Here is an 18683-nt window from a genome sequence, read left to right on the forward strand (position 1 = left end):
CAACAAGGCTGCTTGAGCTCAAGTAATGAATTGTTAGAGCTGAGAATTATTCTAAACTCGCAGCCCCAAAATAACTTATTCTGCTTCTTCTTCAGGAGGAAGTAACATCAAAACAGATTCGTTGAGTAATTGGGCAATATCCTCAAGAATATCTTGCTGATGAAAAGATTGATCGAAATTTAGACTTTCACCATCTGCAAGCTGTTTTAATGCGTTCTCAAATGCTTCAGAAATACAGCATTCTTCCCCATTTGCCCAAAATAAGACTTGCTTATCTTCAGTGGTATATAAAAGTCGTGAAGCGGGTTCTAGGCGTAACTCATAACCTGTATCAAGGATTTCCAGTAAATCCTCTATTTCAATTTCATCCGGTTCAGGTAGATTATCAGGATATTTCGGTTCAGACATTAATGACATTAATGCATGTTCAAAGTGACTTGAATGTTGTAATTGATCAAGCACTTTGGCTTTAAGGTAAGCCAACTCGTTGGTTGTAATTTCACCAATCGCGGAAGTTTGATCACGAACAATATCTAACAATGGGTTTTTCAATTCCGCACTGTCTGCAAAATGATCACTAACTCGATCCATCATGGTGGCAATATTTGGCATACGAAAACCAAAAGAAAAGGTCAAGCAATCATCTTCAGCAACACCGTAATGTGACAAACCAGGGGGAACATAAAGTAAATCGCCTGGAGCCAAGACTTCATCAAAATGAATATCCATGTCGGGCAATAATTTTAAAGGTTGATTTGGAACAAACTCGGTTGATTCATCACACATTTGTCCAAGCTGCCAGCGACGATGACCATAGCCTTGAACAAGGAAAACATCGTAAAAATCAAAATGTTTGCCGACAGATCCACCTTTAGGTGCATAGGACACCATAATATCATCGCGTCGCCACTGTGGAATAAATGGAAACTTTTTCCAGAGTTCTGCTAGATCAAAAGAGTAATGATCTACCGCCTGAACCAATAAAGTCCAGAGTTTTGGCATTTTCTGAAAATCACCTTTGATGAGCGGAGATGATTTTACGCTCCATTGATTTGGATCTTTATCCTTCTGCTTGAGCAAACGTGCAGAAATAGTTTCTTCTAGAGCCAGTTCCTTGACATCATCAGGTTCAAGAAGGTTGATAATTTCTGGCATGGCATTACGGACCAATAACGGTTTTTTCTGCCAATATTCAGCAAGAAATTGCTCTGCGGTGATTCCACCCAATACATCTAAAGCTTGTGACATAAAACGCCTATTTCAAAAAACGATGCAATAAGACCATGCAAAAAAACGATTAAAAATTAAGGAATAACCAAACCGAGTTGGCGAAGAACATGACAGAGCTGAATCATGGGCAAACCCATCAATGTAGTTTGATCTGGACCCGACATGGACTCAAACAAACTAATACCTAAACCTTCACAGCGAAAACTACCTGCACATTGTAAAGGTTGCTCGATGGACACATAGCGTTGGATTTCGTCAAATTCAAGCGTACGGAATTTAACTTGATAATGTTCAACCAGTGTTTGTTCAAAGCCACTTTGTAAATGTTGAATGCTAAGCCCTGTACTAAAACACACAGTTTGATCTGAATTTGCCATCAGTTGTGCGATGGCATTTTCAGTCGTTAAGGGTTTACCAATGAAGTCCTGTGGTGTATTGCTTCGCCAAGCGACTTGGTCAGAACCAATAACAATAGCATCTGGATACTTTTCTGAAATAACGTGCGACTTTTCATAAGCCAAACGCCGTGCCAAATCATCGGCATTGCTTTCACCTTTTAAAGATTCATCAATATCTGGAGAAATACAGCGATAAGCAATACCAAGCCGATCCATCAAGGCTTTACGAGTTTGGCTGCTAGATGCCAATATAATATCAGGATGATTCATTAAACTGCGTATTCCATCAGCACATCTAGAGGTACATAGCTTAAAACTGACTGGTGACATGCCTGTAGTTTAATAGGTGGCGCAAAACCTGCCTGATAGGCTTCTACCCAGCGAGTGACACAAATACACCAGAAATCACCAGGTTTAACGCCCGGAAAGCCGACTTCTGGAAGTGGTGTAATCAGATCATTTCCGACTTTTTGTGAGTAACTCAGGAACTCGGAGGTCATTTCGGCACACACAGTGTGTTGTCCAAGATCATTGACCGCGGTATGACAAAACCCATTACGAAAATAACCTGTAATGGGATCAAAACAACAGCTTGCTAAGGGTTCGCCCAATACGTTCAAGCGATTAATTTTTGGATCTGGATGAATAGACATAGGCCTTAATCGTAAAACAGCTGAAACTATCATAATCAAAAGTTTATCTTTCTACAGCTTTTCTGCAAAAAAACTAACTTTTTTTTAGTGTAATCATTTAAAATTGGCGCGTTTTTAAATCTATAAAGAGAGCAATACATGAATTTTCAGCGCATGACTGACCTTGATTTAGCAGGCAAACGTGTCCTTATTCGTGAAGATTTAAACGTTCCGGTAAAAAATGGAGAAATTACCAGCGATGCACGTTTACGTGCTGCATTACCAACGATTCAAGCTGCTTTGGAAAAAGGTGCGGCGGTCATGGTGTTCTCTCATTTAGGTCGTCCAGTTGAAGGTGAACCAAAACCAGAACAATCACTTGCACCTGTCGCAACGTATTTAAGTAAAGCATTGGATCAGGATGTGAAACTTTATACAGACTATTTGGATGGAGTTGAAGTAGAAGCTGGTCAGGTTGTTTTGCTTGAAAATGTACGTTTTAACCACGGCGAAAAGAAAAACAGTTCAGATCTGGCACAAAAATATGCTGAGCTTTGCGATGTGTTTGTGATGGATGCATTTGGTACTGCACATCGTGCTGAAGCATCTACTGAAGGCGTTGCGCGTTATGCCAAAGTTGCGGCAGCAGGCCCATTACTTGCGGCTGAGCTGGATGCACTCGGTCGTGCACTTCAAACACCTGAAAAGCCAATGGTTGCGATTGTTGCAGGTTCTAAAGTTTCAACAAAACTTGATGTTTTAACTTCACTTTCTGATATTTGCGGGCAATTAATTGTCGGTGGTGGTATTGCAAATACTTTCTTGGCAGCTGCTGGTTTTAATGTCGGTAAATCACTGTGTGAAAATGATTTAATTGATACAGCAAAAGCAATCGCGGCTAAAGTGTCAGTGCCACTTCCAACAGATGTGGTGGTTGCAGATGCCTCACACATCAATTTTGATGACTTTTTAGGTTCATTGGCAAATACTCAGGCAGTCGTAAAAAAAGTTGAAGACATTGCTGATAATGACATGATTTTAGATGTCGGTCCTGAAACGGCGAAAGTGTTTGCTGAAATATTAAAAACTGCCAAGACCATCCTTTGGAACGGTCCAGTAGGTGTATTTGAAGTTGACCAATTTGGCGAGGGTACAAAAACACTTTCATTGGCGATTGCTGAATCAGAAGGATTCTCTATTGCCGGGGGTGGAGATACTTTGGCTGCAATTGATAAATACAATGTGGCTGATAAAATTGGTTATATTTCGACGGGTGGCGGTGCATTCCTTGAGTTTGTAGAAGGTAAAACGCTTCCTGCGGTTGCTGTATTGTTAGAACGTGCATAATCACTAAAAGATTTTTGTCATAAATTTGAAAACAGGCCAATTAATATTGGCCTGTTTTTCATTTTAGATTCATATAACTGTCACAAAGCTGCAATAAACTAAAATGCATTCAGTAATCAGAGTTGTAGGAAAACATGATGAAATTGAAACTTGCTTTGGCTGCTCTAGTGATTGTCCCTTTAACTTTAACTGCCTGTGCTAAAAAAAATGATGCACCTGCCTCTCAAGAAGGTCAGGCTGCACCAGCTCAGGAAAAAATCACGCCAGAACAACAAGCAGCAATTGATGCATTAGATAAACCTGTAATGGATGAGAAAAATACTGATATTTCTGAATCTGTCGCAAACGCACCTGCTGAACCAGCAACGCCTGCAACCGAAGCAGAAGCGGCCGCTGTTGAGCCAAAACAGGACAAAGTACACTAAGTTATGTAGGCTTTTGTTAAAAGTCCCTGCCAAAGCAGGGATTTTTTTTGAAATCCTGTGATTTGTTGCTGATTTGAAACAAATGACAAGGTAGAATATGTCGCACTACCTGGGAGGATATTATGGCACTTATTTCATTGCGCCAGCTCTTGGATCACGCCGCAGAACACAACTATGGCGTACCAGCGTTTAACGTAAACAACTTAGAACAAATGCGCGCAATCATGTTGGCCGCGGATGCTACTAATTCACCCGTGATTGTGCAGGCTTCGGCTGGCGCTCGTAAATATGCGGGTGCGCCATTCTTGCGCCATCTTATTTTAGCGGCGGTTGAAGAATGGCCACATATTCCAGTGGTAATGCATCAGGATCATGGTACAAGCCCTGATGTCTGTCAGCGTTCAATCCAATTGGGTTTTAGCTCAGTAATGATGGATGGATCATTGGCTGCTGATGGCAAGACACCAACAGATTATGACTATAACGTTGATGTCACTCGCCGTGTAGTACAAATGGCGCATGCATGCGGCGTATCCGTCGAAGGCGAAATTGGCTGTTTGGGTAGTCTTGAAACGGGTTTAGCGGGTGAAGAAGATGGTGTGGGTGCAGAAGGGGTACTTGATCATTCTCAGCTTTTAACTTCAGTTGAAGAAGCTCAACAATTCGTTGCAGATACCAATGTTGATGCTTTGGCGATTGCAGTGGGTACTTCTCACGGTGCATATAAGTTTACTCGTCCCCCTACAGGCGATATTCTGGCGATTGATCGTATTAAAGAAATTCATGCTGCTTTGCCTAATACGCATTTGGTTATGCATGGTTCAAGCTCTGTACCTCAGGAATGGTTAAAAATCATTAACGAGTACGGCGGTAATATTGGTGAAACTTATGGTGTACCAGTTGATCAGCTTGTTGAAGCGATTAAACATGGTGTGCGTAAGATCAATATTGATACCGATTTACGTTTAGCTTCGACAGGTGCGATTCGCCGCTTTATGGCGGAAAATCCAGCTGAATTTGATCCACGTAAATACTTTGCCAAAACTGTTGATGCCATGAAACAAATCTGTATCGACCGTTATGAAGCTTTTGGTACTGCGGGAAATGCCGATAAAATTCGTCCAATTTCTTTAGAAATAATGGTTGATCGTTATAAATAATTAATCTGTTATTTATAAGATTCTGGAAAAGCCCATATAGTGGGCTTTTCTTTTATCAACAAAAAAGATAAAACCGCGAGAACAAAATGCAATTCATTATATTTTCAGCATTATGTAGTGTATCTGTTTCGATTTTACTTAAATGGCTTAAAGAAAAAGGTTTTGAACCCATCCAGATGATCGTCTGGAATTATGTCAGTGCCAGTTTGATGTGTTTCATCTGGTTCAAACCTGACCTTGGTCATCTTTCTATACAGCATACACCGTGGTGGTTAATTATTGTATTGGGCTTGATTTTACCCAGTATATTTTTGTGTTTGGCAAAATCATTACAATTTGCAGGAATTATAAAAACAGAGCTTGCGCAACGTTTATCAGTTGTATTGTCTCTATTGGCTGCATATTTTATTTTTCATGAAAATTTTAATACCTTAAAAATTGTGGGTATTGGTTTAGGTTTAGCCGCAGTTTTAAGTATTATTCTGGCAAAAGGGCAAAGTCAAAATTCTTCCAATCACCATAAAGCCATGATCGCCTTAATCGGTGTATGGGTGGGTTATGCATTCGTCGATATTCTTCTTAAATACACGAGTAGCTTAGGTCTACAGTTTTCAGTTACGCTGAATCTGATTTTTATGGCATCATTTATATTTTCATTTATCTATGTCGGTTTTGTCTTGAAACAAGCATGGCTGACCAAGAACATGCTGGCTGGTTTGATTTTGGGGATGTTAAACTTTACCAATATCGCGTTATACGTTAAAGCCCATATGTTGCTTAAAGATTCTCCAGCTATTGTTTTTGCAGGTATGAATATTTTAGTGGTGGTGTTTGGTATTTTGAGTGGTTTGATTTTATTTAGGGAAAAAACAAACTGGATGACAGTATTAGGTTTAATATTAGGTTTAGCAGGCGTCATTTGCCTAGCTCAAGCGATATAATAGAATCCTTTATTTATAGCCGAAATAAGGTTTGGTTGCTGTAGCTAAACGGATAAAATTTCTTAACATGACCAAATGAATTGAAAATATTTTGAATTTCGACTTTAAAAATAGTAGGTAAACCTCATCAGACTTTTAGGTAGCCCGATGAGGAAAAGATGAAAATTAAAGCTGAGTAAAAATCACATCATCACTTAAACGTGATTTTGGTAATTTGGCATTAAAGTCTGTTTCACTTCGATAACCCAAGGCAACGACTACTGAGGCACGAAAGCCTTTTTCAGTTAAACCGAATTCTTCATTTAAGATATCTTCATCAAAACCACCCATTGGCGTGGCATCAATACCTTCTAGTCCTGCTGCAAGAAGTAATTGACCAAGCGCAATAAAGGTTTGATTTTCCATCCAGCCAAATAGATTTTTTTGTTCGTTACGATAAAAATCAACATAACCTGCACGGGTTTCGCGTTGACCTTGCTTGGCTTTTTCATCCTTAAAACGACCATTCAGATCATCTTGCTCAAGTAATTGTTCAAGATGCTCAGGAGTTGCATCGATACGTGTACAAAATACAATAGTATGTGACGAGTCTAAAACTTTTGGGGCATTATAAGCATATCGTCCTGTCATGGCTTTAGCGATACGTTGTTTAGCTTCATCACTTTCAGCGATTAAAAAATGCCACGGTTGAATATTGACTGAAGATGGAGTTAAACGCAGTACTTCTAATAAACGTTCAAGCTGTTCGCCGTTTATTTTTTTTGTTGGATCATAAGCTTTAGTGGTATAGCGGCTTTTGGCAGTATCTAATAAGTTCATGATCATCAACCTGATTTGTAAGTTATATACATAGCTCATGATCATAAATCGAAATTTAAAGAGATGAAATGTTTTTCAATAAAAATCAACTGAACAATACAAATGCTTTATATTTTAATCAATCTGCCATTTTATGAAGTGCTGTTGGCCTTCTTCATCAACTTCTAGAATCATGGCTTCACCTGTTTTTTCGCGCCAGTCGCCTAAAACGATTCTAAGTTTTTGCTCTACAGGATGAATTGCAGGACGGTGAGTATGTCCATGAATCAGATAATCAATATCAGATAAAGCTTTTAAAACAGCCTGATTATTTACATCCATGATTTCATAAGATTTTTGTTGCTTATTTTCGCGACTTTTTTTGCGAAAGCCATTGGCAAGCTTTTGCCGAAAACTCAACGGGGTTTTTTTCAAAAATGCAATCAGATAAGGATTGCGAATAATCTTTTTAAATCGTTGATAAGCAAGATCATCAGTGCATAAAGCATCCCCATGTTCGAGCCAATATTGATGGCCTGCAATTTTGATAGTGTAAGTATCTGGAAGCAAAACGCCGTTAAATTGCTTTAAGAAAACCTGACCTAAAGCAAAATCTCGGTTACCCACCTGAAAATAAATTTGATTACCTGAAGCATCAAATTGCTTTAAGGCAGTAACAATTTCATCTAGCCAAGGGGCACTATAGTCATCACCAATCCATGCATTAAACCAATCACCCAAAATATAAAGTTGGGTGTGTTTATCTTTATAATGGCAAAGTAAATCTAAAAACCCCCGAATCAATCGAGGGTGTTCAGGTGACAAATGTAAATCTGAAATAAACAGATAAGTCACAAAAGATTCCGTTAAAAATTATTCTGAAATAATTTTAGCAGATTCGATTACAACATTTTCTAAAGGAACATCAGCGTGATAACCGCGGTTACCTGTGCGAACATTTTTAATTTCGCTTACAACATCCATACCTTCAACAACTTTACCAAACACTGCATAACCCCAACCCTGAGCTGTTTTACCAGTATGGTTAAGGAATGAGTTGTTTTTAACATTAATGAAGAACTGAGCAGACGCAGAGTGAGGTGCTTGGGTACGAGCCATAGCAATAGTACCTTCATCATTGCTTAAGCCATTGTCTGCTTCATTTTCGATTGAATCACGAGTAGCTTTTTCTTTGAAGTTTTCGTCCATGCCACCGCCCTGGATCATAAAACCATCAATCACACGATGGAAAATTACACCATCATAGAAACCATCACGAACATATTCCAAGAAGTTAGCAACTGTTTTAGGCGCTTTTTCAGTGTTAAGCTCAAGAACAATACGACCTTTGTTGGTGTTTAATTCGACTTGAGGAAAACTCATTACATAATCTCCTAATCATGGACATGAAAGCCATGGGTTTTTTGGTTGAGAGAAGCATAAGCAAACTGTAAACTACATAGCAAGTAAAAAACGTAAATTTCTTTGATAAAAAACGAAGATTACGTTTCATTCAGTCAAATTTTAACTGTAAAGAAGTGAAATATTTATATGAAGCCAAATGATGTTGTTTCAACTGTGCCCAATTCTCCGACATCGAATACTCATGCATCTGTCGATTCTGCGCAGCAAGAACAACAGGCTGGCTTAGATTTTGTGCGTCAGGTTATTACTGATGATTTAGCCAGTGGCAAAACTAAAACAGTGGTGACTCGTTTTCCACCTGAGCCAAATGGGTATCTGCATATTGGCCATGTCAAAGCAATTTGCTTAAATTTTGGTGTGGCAGAGGAATTTGATGGTTATTGCAATCTACGTTTTGACGATACCAACCCAGATGCAGAAGAACAAGAATATGTTGATGGTATTGAAAATGACGTTAAATGGTTGGGTTTTAAATGGCAAGGTGAACCACGGTACGCATCGGGATATTTTGACCAACTTTATGCATGGGCTATTCAACTGATTGAACAAGGTAATGCATATGTCGATTTGCAAACACCTGAAGAAATCAAGCTGAATCGTGGTAATTTTGTCGAGCCAGGTAAAAACTCACCGTATCGTGATGCAACAATTGCGGAAAATCTAGAACGTTTTGAAAAAATGCGTAACGGTGAATTTAAAGAAGGTGAAGCGGTGTTACGCGCCAAGATTGATATGGCAAGTAATAATGTACACATGCGCGACCCAATTTTGTATCGTGTTTTGCATTCTGAACATCACCAGACGGGTGATAAATGGAAAATGTATCCGATGTATGATTATGCGCATCCATTGTCAGATGCCATAGAAGGGGTTACACATTCATTGTGTACGCTAGAATTCCAGGATCACCGTCCGTTTTACGATTGGGTCGTAGAAAAAGTTCATTCTCAAGCTGTGCCGCGTCAATATGAGTCTTCACGTTTAAATATTGATTACACCATTACGTCTAAGCGTAAATTGCGCCGCCTGGTTGAAGGTGGTTATGTTAATGGTTGGGATGATCCACGTATGCCAACAGTGGTGGGTATGCGCCGCCGCGGTTTTACAGCAGAAGGTTTGCGTGATTTTAGCCGACGCGTAGGAGTATCAAAAACTGATGGTATTGTCGATGTGGCAATGCTGGAATTCTGTATTCGTCAGTCTTTGGAAAATACAGCAGCACGTGGCATGGCAGTTCTTGATCCACTCAAAGTCACTTTGACCAATTTGCCTGAAGAATTGGATTTGAAACATGCCCGTCATCCAAACGTGGAAATGGGAGAGCGTGTCATTCCATTGACTCGTGAAATTTATATCGACCGTAAAGATTTTGAGGAAGTACCACCTAAAGGCTTTAAACGTTTGGTTCCAGACGGTGAGGTGCGTTTACGTCATGCGTATGTGATTAAATGTGATGAGGTGATTAAAGATGCAAATGGTGAAGTGATTGAATTGAAATGTTCAATTGACCCCGCTACTTTAGGTAAAAATCCAGAAGGTCGTAAGGTAAAAGGCGTGATTCACTGGGTGTCTGCAACGAAGGGGATTCCTGCGGAAGTTCGTATATATGAGCGTTTGTTTACAGAAGCAGCGCCAGATGCAGATGATGACTTTTTGGCAAATCTAAATCCTGAATCTTTAAAAGTGGTTCAAGCTTATATTGAGCCTGCATTGGCTCAGGCAAAACCTGAAGATCGTTTCCAATTTGAGCGCGAAGGTTATTTTGTAGCCGATCAATATGATCATAGTGCTGAAAAGCCTGTGTTTAATCGTATTCTTGATTTAAAAGACAGCTTCAAACCTGAGAAAAAATAAGGCATTGCCTTATTTTTTCGCAAGGCCCCGCAGGATAATTTGAGCATTGCCTTATTTTTTCGTAAGGCCCCGCAGGGTAATTTGAGCATTGCCTTATTTTTTCGCAAGGCCTCGTAGTGTAATCTGGTTAAATTTAACTCAAAAGAGATCAAGTCTATTTTTTGAATAATGATACTTTGTTGTACGCAGTTAGAGGCGATCTCTGTTTCACAATTCAATCAAGCCTCTACCTGTAGAGGCTTTTTTATGGTTATTAAATGTTGATTCTTAAATTGTTGATCGTTCTTTTTTTATTCTATAACTCGAAAATCGCTATCCATCATAAAAAGTTAGTTTTGGTATTTGCCTATTATTCTTTATGATCTTGTTTATAAAATAAATAAGTCGGCATTTGCATTTTAGCTTTATCGCGTAGCTTTTTCTTAATATAAAGAACAAGTGCAAAACAGGTAGTTGCAATAGTTAGATAAAAACTGTTCATATAACTCATAATAGAGCTGATATAACCCAAGGTCGTGAGTCGATTCATCATTTTTACCACTTGAGGACTACTTTCAACGCCTGTAATTGCCCAACTACATAAGTGTTCACAATTATTAATAATCAAGTGATAATAATTTTCATGCATACGCGAACGCATACGCCGTACGATCATACGTCCTTTATATTTTGGATTATGGTAACAACGTACATGAATTTTTTTGCCGTGGGAAAATTTTTCAAGCGTAGTAATCTCAATGGGTTTCTTTTTAAAAAGATGCGCCAAACCTGAGTAATGGATTACACGTCCACGACCTGCGTAAATACCGTGATGGCTATAACCCAAATGCTTCACAATAAGATGAGAACCAATGGGAAAACGTTTGATTGAATGCTGCATATTCACCAGATCCAATAAAGTAAACAACTGTATTGTATTACGATGATACAGACCTGATTATAACCATTATTGTGTGAAAGTGTTCTATAAAAGCGCAAAAATACTTACTCTGAGCATATTTTACTTGTTATTGTTCTTCGATGATTTATCCAAAAAAAAGAGTAGCAAAATGTCAAAGTGGAGAAGAATCTTAAAATCCGGAGTTATTTTACCTGTTTTATCCACTTTCTTTACTCAATCAAACTATGCCAATGAACGGGTTGATTATCAACGAGTTCAATTTACTCGGGACGGAGTAGATGTTGATGTAATACAAGTCAAAAATTTATCTAAGCTTCAATTATTTTTAAATGATCAGGCACATCAGCCTTTATTAAGATTTGAAAATATTAAAAAGCAAATCAGTGCATGTCAAACATTGGATTTTGCTATGAATGGAGGCATGTATCATCCAGATTACACTCCAGTGGGACTATACATTGAAAATAATCAACAATACATCGCACTGAATGAACAACAGGGTTTCGGAAATTTCTTTATGCAGCCCAATGGTGTCGTTGCGTGGAATGATCAACATGCTGTTATTGAAACCACTCAAGCCTTTAAATCTAGCCAATTTAAAGCAAAGTATGCAACCCAGTCTGGCCCAATGTTAGTGATTGATGGGAAGATCAATCCGAAGTTTTTAGCAAGTTCTAAGTCGTTAAAAATTCGTAATGGTGTTGGGCTAAAAGATAATCGTCTTTATTTTGTAATTACAAGAAATCGAGTTAATTTTTATCAATTTTCTAAGTTTTTTAAGGATAAATTGAATATAGATAATGCGCTATATTTGGATGGTTCTATATCCAGTTTATATTTTCCTAAAATTTATCGGGAAGATCAGCGTTATCCATTAGGGCCAATGATTGCATTGCTTGATTCTAAACAGTGCCGATAACAAAAAACCGCCAACTGGCGGTTTTTATTTTTACTGTACAGGGTGATGATTAATTTCATTTAACTCTTTGCGGCTGTACCCACGAGATACCAGTACTTTCTTTATACCTTTGATAGTATCTTCATCAGTTGCTTTTGCTAACGCAGAGACTAACTGCTCGTTTGTTTTACATGAACAATCATTTTCAACACAAGCAATCTGATTCTTATGCTCGTTATTGATTTCATCTGCTGCCGAAAACAGCTTTTGCCAAAAACTCATAGAGCCTTCACATTCAACCTAACATAGCTCGAAATATAGCCAAAATAAAATAAAATACAAGTCAACTAAAGTGATAAAAGCAACAAATGAACTCTAAATTTTCCGATGATAATCTTTAGATTTAACGAAATTATGACAGCCCTTAGATCTTGATCTTTGATTTATATCATATTTTCATTACAAAATATTTATAAAGAATAAAGGGTTATCAAAAAACCCTTTATTCTAAAAGTTACATTGCAATAATTTGTTTAAATTAATTCAAGCAAGACACCAGATTCAACATGATGAGTAAATGGAAACTGATCAAATAAAGCAAAGCGAATAATGCGATGAGTTTTACTTAAAGTTTTTAAGTTGTCATAGAGCGTATCTGGATTACAGGAAATATAAAGAATTCGTTTAAAACCCGTCAAAAGTTTTAAGGTTTCATCATCAATTCCTGCACGTGGCGGATCCACAAAAATGGTGTCGAAGTTATAACTTTGGATATTTATATTGGCTTCCTGTAAACGTCTAAACTCACGCTCACCCCGATACGCCTGTGTAAATTCCTCAGCTGACAGTCGGGCAATTTGAATATTTTGAATCTGGTTTTGTTCAATATTCCATTGCGCGGCATACACTGAACTTTTAGCCAATTCAGTTGCAAGTACTCGACGAAAATGTAATGACAGAGGTAAGGTGAAATTTCCATTTCCACAATACAATTCAAGTAAGTCCTGATTCGATTCTTCAATGACATCACATGCCCATGTCAGCATTTTTTGGCAGACGTGTGCATTGGGTTGAGTAAAGCTACTCTCGATTTGTTTGTATTTAAAAGTACGACCATGCACGTTTAATTGTTCAACCACATAGTCATCGCCAATAATGACTTTTTGACCACGACTGCGCCCCATAATTTTAATATTCAATTTTTCAGCAAGCGATTTTGCTGCAGTTTCCCACTCAGTATCCAGTTTTCGATGGTAAATAAGGGTAACTAACATCTCTCCACTTAAGCTTGCCAGAAAATCAGCTTCAAAAATACGTTGTAATAAAACAGGATTGGCTTTTAATTCCTGTAATAATTTCGGCATCAATTCATTAATGCTTATATCTGCAATTGGAAACTCATCCACACGAACAACTTCTTTTTGTTTTCCATCTTCAGCACGTTCAAACATGGCATAGAACAAATCTTCATCGGTATGCCAAATACGAAACTCTGCACGCATACGAAAATATTGTTCAGGAGATTCAAAAACCTCAAGTGTAGGCGCATTAAATTCAGCAAATTGCTGAGTGATTCGTTCGACTTTACTTTGAAGCTGCTGCTGGTAAGTTTGAGACATAAATAAGAAAAATATCAAGATCAATCAAAGCGCAAATAGTAGCAAAAAAACAGATCCACAGGGAGAAAACTTAGGTTTAATACGATTGTAAGACGTGTTCAATAAATGCGGATTTGTATTGTCGATAGATATCTTCCTCTAAACCTGTACAGCGTTCTTTTAAATGATTGTATTGGCGTACCAAAACAGGATTTGCATTGAGTCTATCTCTAAATGTAAGAAAAAATTCAAATACTGAACCAGTAGTGACGACTTGTAAGGCTATATCAAGTTTTTGGTCAGTAGCAATGAGCATGCAAAGTTCATAGGTTCTTAGCGTATTTTGTTTTTCCATAAAACCTAATGGCTTTAATATATCAAGGGCGTGATTAAAACATTCAGGAGAAACTTCAATATAGATTATCTAAATCCCCTTTAGAAACAGCATTTACAATAGACGATGAGCCAATATGCTCAATACGTGCAAAGGGAAGTCTCTCATGTATTAAAGCTTGATAATATTGAAACTGGTTTTGACATTCTGGTTGATAATCTTGAGCTTGATAAAATTTCATGGTTATTTATATGGTGAAAATTATCATCCTAAAACAAATGCCCTGAATTAAACAATCAGGGCATAGTTTGAAACGATTATAGAGATATGAGTTATTCTGACATCGTCATTAAACTGGCATTACCACCTGCCGCTGCGGTATTAATACTAATCGCATGTTCAATGACCAAACGCTCTAAAGGAATCATTTGTTCAGCATTTTCCATATGGGTAATGCCTACAATAGCACCTTTACGATTGGCAATTTGGATCTGTAAAGCTTGTAGCTCTTCAGTTGAACCGTGATGTAAAACTGCATCAAAATCTCCGTGCTCGACATGATCGATTTCAATAATTGCCTGACGAATTGCTTTGGGCAATTGCTGTCCAAATCTTTGTAAGAGCGGACTGTTTTGTAATAAGGCGACTTGACTGTTTACTGCAAAAATAGCCAGTATTTGATGAATCATATCTAATTCATTATTGGCAAGTGCCAAAACACGTTTTCGTGGCAACATCATATAACGGTTTGTTTCACCTGTCGGGCCTTGTAAGTCAAAAGCATGACCAACATTTATTGGAACGACATTTGGGAACTTTTGTTGTGGATACTGTTGTTTAACCCATGCAAAGAATTCACGGAATAGGGTTAATTGCGGGAATGGCTCAGAAATTTTTTCTGCTTTAACTCCAAAAGGAAGCTGTAACATTTTTTCTGAACAATCCGCCATTAAACGATAAAGATAAAGCGGACCACCCGCTTTAGGCCCTGTACCTGATAAACCTTCACCGCCAAAGGGTTGTACGCCTACTACTGCACCAACGATATTACGATTAATGTAAAGATTACCAACTCCAGCATGTTGCACCACAGTATTGATAGTTTCATCGATACGAGTATGTAGGCCCATCGTCAGACCATAACCTTTAGCATTAATGCGTTTAAGTAATTGCTGGACTTCGCCGTGTTTATAAGTAATCACATGCAAAACAGGGCCAAATACTTCACGTTCAAGATCATCGAGGTTTGGAAGTTCAATCAGCGTTGGTCGAACAAATGTCCCTTGATTGAATTCGATTTGTTGCGAGGCATCATCATTAAATATCAATTGATGTACTGGATAGCCTTTACTGCGCATTTTCTGGATATGCTGATCAATCGTTTGTTTTGCTTCAGCATCAATCACAGGTCCAATATCTGTTTTTAGGATAAATGGATTACCCATGATCAGTTGCTGCATCGCGCCTTTAAGCATAGTCACCAGTGTTTTTGCATTGTCTTCCTGTACACATAAAATGCGCAGTGCAGAACAGCGTTGACCTGCACTGTCAAAAGCAGAGTTGACCACATCGATTACGACTTGTTCAGTCAATGCAGATGAATCTACGATCATGGCGTTTTGACCGCCTGTTTCAGCAATCAGCGGAATGGACTGGCCAGAAGGTGATAGGCGTTTGGCAACTGCTTTTTGCAAAATTTTTGCGACTTCGGTTGAACCAGTAAACATAATGCCCTGAATCCGATCATCAGAACTTAGTTTCGCGCCAATAATTTCACCACGACCTGGTAATAATTGTAATACCTCGCCTGGAACACCTGCTTCATGAAGCAGGTGAACTGCTTGTGCTGCAATTAATGGCGTTTGTTCTGCAGGCTTGGCAATCACACAGTTTCCTGCGGCTAAAGCCGCTGCAATTTGGCCCGTAAAAATTGCTAAAGGGAAGTTCCACGGACTAATACACAGTACTGTGCCCAAAGGTTGAATGAGAGTCGTTGAATTTAGGCTTTCAATCTGGGTGGCATAGTAACGTAGAAAATCAACAGCTTCACGAACTTCGGCAATGGCATTGGCATAGGTTTTACCTGCTTCACGACAGAGCAAAACCAACAGTTCTTGCATCCGTGATTCCATCAAATCAGCTGCTTTTTTAAGTGCAGCTGCACGTTGAATTTTTGCAGTATTTGCCCAGAGCTGTTGTGCTTGAGTGGCTGAGTTGAGTGCTACTTCTACATGCTCTAGGGTTGCTTCTTGAACATAGCCGACAATGTCCTGATGCATTGCGGGATTTAGGAGCGCTTGTGGGCTGACATCGACCTGATGAACATTATCAGCAAGTAGCGATTTACTTTCCCAAACTTTATTTTCAAGCTGTTGAGCAGTTTCATTTAATTTTGACAATGTTGCATCATTGGCAAGATCAAAACCTACAGAATTTTGACGCAAGTTGCCGTACAAATCATGAGGCAAAGGAATGGCAGGATGTTTTAAGCCAACCTGACCTTCACGGGCAGCGACACTGTAGATGTCTTTAAATGGTGATTGAATTAGATCTTCAATTTTTAAATTTTGATCTGCAATACGATTAACAAATGAAGTGTTGGCACCATTTTCCAACAGACGACGTACCAAGTAGGCGAGTAAAGTTTCGTGGTTTCCTACAGGCGCATATATACGACATGGAACACCCAGTTTTTTGTTATCGCGTGAGCCGACCACTTGTTCATATAAAGGTTCGCCCATGCCGTGTAAACATTGAAATTCGTATTGCCCTGTATAATATTTTTCCGGATCTGCCAATTGATAAATGGTCGCAAGTGATTGCGCGTTATGAGTGGCAAATTGTGGGTAAATCTGTTCTGGAGCAGTAAGAAGCTTTTTGGCGCATGCAATATAGGATAAATCGGTATGTACTTTACGGGTAAAGACCGGGTAGTCATCCATACCATCGATTTGGGCTTTTTTAATTTCACTATCCCAATATGCGCCTTTCACTAGACGAATCATCAACCGTTTTTGACTGCGTTTAGCCAGATCTACAACATAATCCACCACGTAAAAACAACGTTTCTGATAAGCCTGAATGACAAAACCGATACCTTTCCAGTTTGAAAGTGCAGGCTCAAAACAAAGTCGTTCTAATAATTCAAGTGAAATTTCCAGACGATCCGTTTCTTCGGCATCAATGTTTAAGCCAATGTCATATTTTTTTGCAAGCTGCGCTAGTTCAAACACCTTGCCATACAATTCGTCATGAACACGGGCAATTTGCGAACGTTGATATCGTGGATGTAAAGCGGATAGCTTAATGGAAATACCCGGGCCATCATAAACACCTTTGCCATTGGATGCCTGTCCAATAGCATGAATCGCCTGAGTATAGTCATTGAAATAACGTTCGGCATCATGCTCTGTTAGAGCCGCTTCGCCTAACATATCGTACGAGTAACGGAAGCCTTTGTCTTCGAGAGACTTGGCATGATTTAAGGCTTCTTCAATGGTTTCACCTGTGACAAATTGCTCACCCATCATACGCATGGCGACATCAACCGCTTTGCGGATCACACCACGGCCGCTACGCGCAAGAATTGATGTTAATAAACCAGATAAGCTACCTTGTTTTGGGGTTTCCATAAGTTTGCCAGTCAACATTAAACCCCATGCCGCAGCATTGACAAACATCAAGCTGCTTTGACCGACATGGTCTTTCCAGTTACCTTGATTAATCTTGTCTCGAATAAGAAGGTCACGTGTTGCTGCATCTGGAATACGTAGCAGCGCCTCAGCCAGACACATAAGCGCTATGCCTTCCTGAGAAGAAAGCGAAAACTCTTGTAATAACCCTTGAACAATACCCGCTTTGCCGGAAGATACTTTGCGTTCACGTAAAGCATTGGCAAGATCAAACGCCAGTTCATATATTTTATGGTCAAGTTCGTCTGAAATCGAGGCGGCTTTAAGCAGCGTTTCGACGGTTTCGGGTTCTGGACGACGCCATGCAGTATTTATTCGCTCTTCCAGTTCACTTTTTTCTTTAAACTCAGTGATATATCCGAAATGAGGTTTTGCTGTGTCCATATTTGGGTCGGTATCCATCATGTTCATGTCAAATTCCAGTGACGATCTCACTCCAATATTGTGAGATAGGTTTAGATAATTTATCATTACAAAATAATTACCGAATAACTCACTATAATATCGGTATTTTTTAGTGAAATATTTTGTCTTGAGGGTGGTTTATGTCGCTGGATCGCGTAGATTTAAAAATTCTTGATATTCTTCAAGAAGATGGAAAGATTTCTAATACAAAATTGGCTGAAACCGTTAATCTTTCTGCAACCGCAGTAATGGCGCGAGTGCAAAAACTGACTAAGGAAGAATTTATAATCGGTTATGAGGCAAAGCTAAATCCAGAGAAGCTTAATGCCAGTTTTCTGGTATTTGTAGAGGTTTTGCTGGATAAAACTACCTCTAATGGCTTAAATGAATTTATTGAAGCAGTATTGGAATATCCTGAAATAGTAGAATGTCATATGACCAGCGGCGGTTTTGATTTTCTAATGAAAGTTCGTAGTTCCAACATGGAAGAATATCGTAAGTTTGCAGGAGAAACGCTATGGCAATTACCTGGCGTTAAAGAAACGCGCAGTTATCCTGTGATGCAAGTGGTTAAAGAAACTTCTAAAATTAAACTACCAAAGCGAAACATAAAAAAAGGGACTCCTTAAAGTCCCTAATTTTAAA

The 18683-nt window shown here is 38.8% G+C and carries 17 protein-coding genes and 1 pseudogene; 7 read left to right on the forward strand and 11 right to left on the reverse strand.

What is annotated here, in order from left to right:
* Positions 1-75: 75 nt before the first annotated feature.
* Genes IAE20_RS07390 through IAE20_RS07400 form a run of 3 tightly spaced genes read right to left on the reverse strand, consistent with a single transcriptional unit; the run spans position 76 to position 2281 of the window.
* Entirely contained in the window at positions 76-1248 is a 1173-nt protein-coding gene (locus tag IAE20_RS07390; RefSeq protein ID WP_200481915.1) for a cupin domain-containing protein, read from the reverse strand.
* Between the two features lie 56 nt (positions 1249-1304).
* The gene (locus IAE20_RS07395; RefSeq protein ID WP_200481914.1) at positions 1305-1898 is read right to left on the reverse strand and encodes a Maf family protein; all 594 of its coding nucleotides are present in this window, start codon (positions 1896-1898) and stop codon (positions 1305-1307) included.
* Complete coding sequence (locus IAE20_RS07400; protein WP_200460177.1) at positions 1898-2281, reverse strand: DUF2237 family protein; 384 nt, start codon at positions 2279-2281, stop codon at positions 1898-1900. The genes IAE20_RS07395 and IAE20_RS07400 overlap by 1 nt, the downstream gene beginning before the upstream one ends.
* Before the next feature lie 138 nt (positions 2282-2419).
* Here IAE20_RS07400 and IAE20_RS07405 point away from each other — a divergent pair, with 138 nt between their 5' ends.
* The 4 genes from IAE20_RS07405 (at position 2420) to IAE20_RS07420 (ending at position 6133) form a co-directional block, all read left to right on the forward strand.
* Positions 2420-3607, forward strand: a complete 1188-nt coding sequence (locus IAE20_RS07405; RefSeq protein ID WP_200481913.1) for a phosphoglycerate kinase — start codon at positions 2420-2422, stop codon at positions 3605-3607.
* A 137-nt stretch (positions 3608-3744) separates the two neighbouring features.
* Positions 3745-4032 carry a hypothetical protein gene (locus IAE20_RS07410; RefSeq protein ID WP_200460289.1) on the forward strand — a complete coding sequence of 96 codons (288 nt, stop codon included), beginning with the start codon at positions 3745-3747 and terminating at the stop codon, positions 4030-4032.
* 122 nt (positions 4033-4154) lie between these two features.
* Positions 4155-5192, forward strand: a complete 1038-nt coding sequence (fba, locus tag IAE20_RS07415) for a class II fructose-bisphosphate aldolase (protein WP_200460179.1) — start codon at positions 4155-4157, stop codon at positions 5190-5192.
* Between the two features lie 86 nt (positions 5193-5278).
* Positions 5279-6133: a DMT family transporter gene (locus IAE20_RS07420; protein WP_200460180.1), complete on the forward strand. Its 855-nt coding sequence runs from the start codon at positions 5279-5281 to the stop codon at positions 6131-6133.
* A gap of 165 nt (positions 6134-6298) precedes the next feature.
* On the opposite strand, the gene nfsB is transcribed toward IAE20_RS07420, so the two are convergent.
* From nfsB to IAE20_RS07435, 3 genes are all read right to left on the reverse strand, one after another.
* The gene (gene nfsB / locus IAE20_RS07425) at positions 6299-6952 is read right to left on the reverse strand and encodes an oxygen-insensitive NAD(P)H nitroreductase (protein WP_200460181.1); all 654 of its coding nucleotides are present in this window, start codon (positions 6950-6952) and stop codon (positions 6299-6301) included.
* Positions 6953-7066: 114 nt separating this feature from the next.
* Positions 7067-7786, reverse strand: a complete 720-nt coding sequence (locus IAE20_RS07430) for a UDP-2,3-diacylglucosamine diphosphatase (RefSeq protein ID WP_200481912.1) — start codon at positions 7784-7786, stop codon at positions 7067-7069.
* An 18-nt stretch (positions 7787-7804) separates the two neighbouring features.
* Positions 7805-8314, reverse strand: coding sequence for a peptidylprolyl isomerase (locus IAE20_RS07435; RefSeq protein WP_200460183.1), 510 nt, complete (start codon positions 8312-8314; stop codon positions 7805-7807).
* A 168-nt stretch (positions 8315-8482) separates the two neighbouring features.
* Between IAE20_RS07435 and IAE20_RS07440 the strand changes: the two genes are divergently transcribed.
* Positions 8483-10210, forward strand: coding sequence for a glutamine--tRNA ligase/YqeY domain fusion protein (locus IAE20_RS07440; protein WP_200460184.1), 1728 nt, complete (start codon positions 8483-8485; stop codon positions 10208-10210).
* Between the two features lie 349 nt (positions 10211-10559).
* Here the strand turns inward: IAE20_RS07440 and IAE20_RS07445 are convergent, their stop codons facing one another.
* The gene (locus IAE20_RS07445; RefSeq protein WP_200460185.1) at positions 10560-11090 is read right to left on the reverse strand and encodes a lecithin retinol acyltransferase family protein; all 531 of its coding nucleotides are present in this window, start codon (positions 11088-11090) and stop codon (positions 10560-10562) included.
* A gap of 169 nt (positions 11091-11259) precedes the next feature.
* Between IAE20_RS07445 and IAE20_RS07450 the strand changes: the two genes are divergently transcribed.
* Positions 11260-12030 (forward strand): phosphodiester glycosidase family protein, encoded by a 771-nt coding sequence (locus tag IAE20_RS07450; protein ID WP_200481911.1) that lies wholly within the window; start codon positions 11260-11262, stop codon positions 12028-12030.
* A gap of 30 nt (positions 12031-12060) precedes the next feature.
* Here IAE20_RS07450 and IAE20_RS07455 read toward each other — a convergent pair whose 3' ends face one another.
* The 4 genes and pseudogenes from IAE20_RS07455 to putA form a co-directional block, all read right to left on the reverse strand.
* Positions 12061-12291 (reverse strand): hypothetical protein, encoded by a 231-nt coding sequence (locus IAE20_RS07455; protein ID WP_200460187.1) that lies wholly within the window; start codon positions 12289-12291, stop codon positions 12061-12063.
* Between the two features lie 251 nt (positions 12292-12542).
* Positions 12543-13628, reverse strand: a complete 1086-nt coding sequence (trmA, locus tag IAE20_RS07460; protein ID WP_200481910.1) for a tRNA (uridine(54)-C5)-methyltransferase TrmA — start codon at positions 13626-13628, stop codon at positions 12543-12545.
* Positions 13629-13704: 76 nt separating this feature from the next.
* Positions 13705-14182 (reverse strand): annotated as a pseudogene (locus IAE20_RS07465) (GrpB family protein).
* 91 nt (positions 14183-14273) lie between these two features.
* Positions 14274-18044 (reverse strand): trifunctional transcriptional regulator/proline dehydrogenase/L-glutamate gamma-semialdehyde dehydrogenase, encoded by a 3771-nt coding sequence (gene putA, locus IAE20_RS07470; RefSeq protein WP_200481909.1) that lies wholly within the window; start codon positions 18042-18044, stop codon positions 14274-14276.
* Positions 18045-18178: 134 nt separating this feature from the next.
* Between putA and IAE20_RS07475 the strand changes: the two genes are divergently transcribed.
* Entirely contained in the window at positions 18179-18667 is a 489-nt protein-coding gene (locus IAE20_RS07475) for an Lrp/AsnC ligand binding domain-containing protein (protein ID WP_200481908.1), read from the forward strand.
* Positions 18668-18683 lie beyond the last annotated feature (16 nt).

Source organism: Acinetobacter sp. S54 (genome assembly GCF_016624945.1).
Classification (GTDB): Bacteria; Pseudomonadota; Gammaproteobacteria; order Pseudomonadales; family Moraxellaceae; genus Acinetobacter.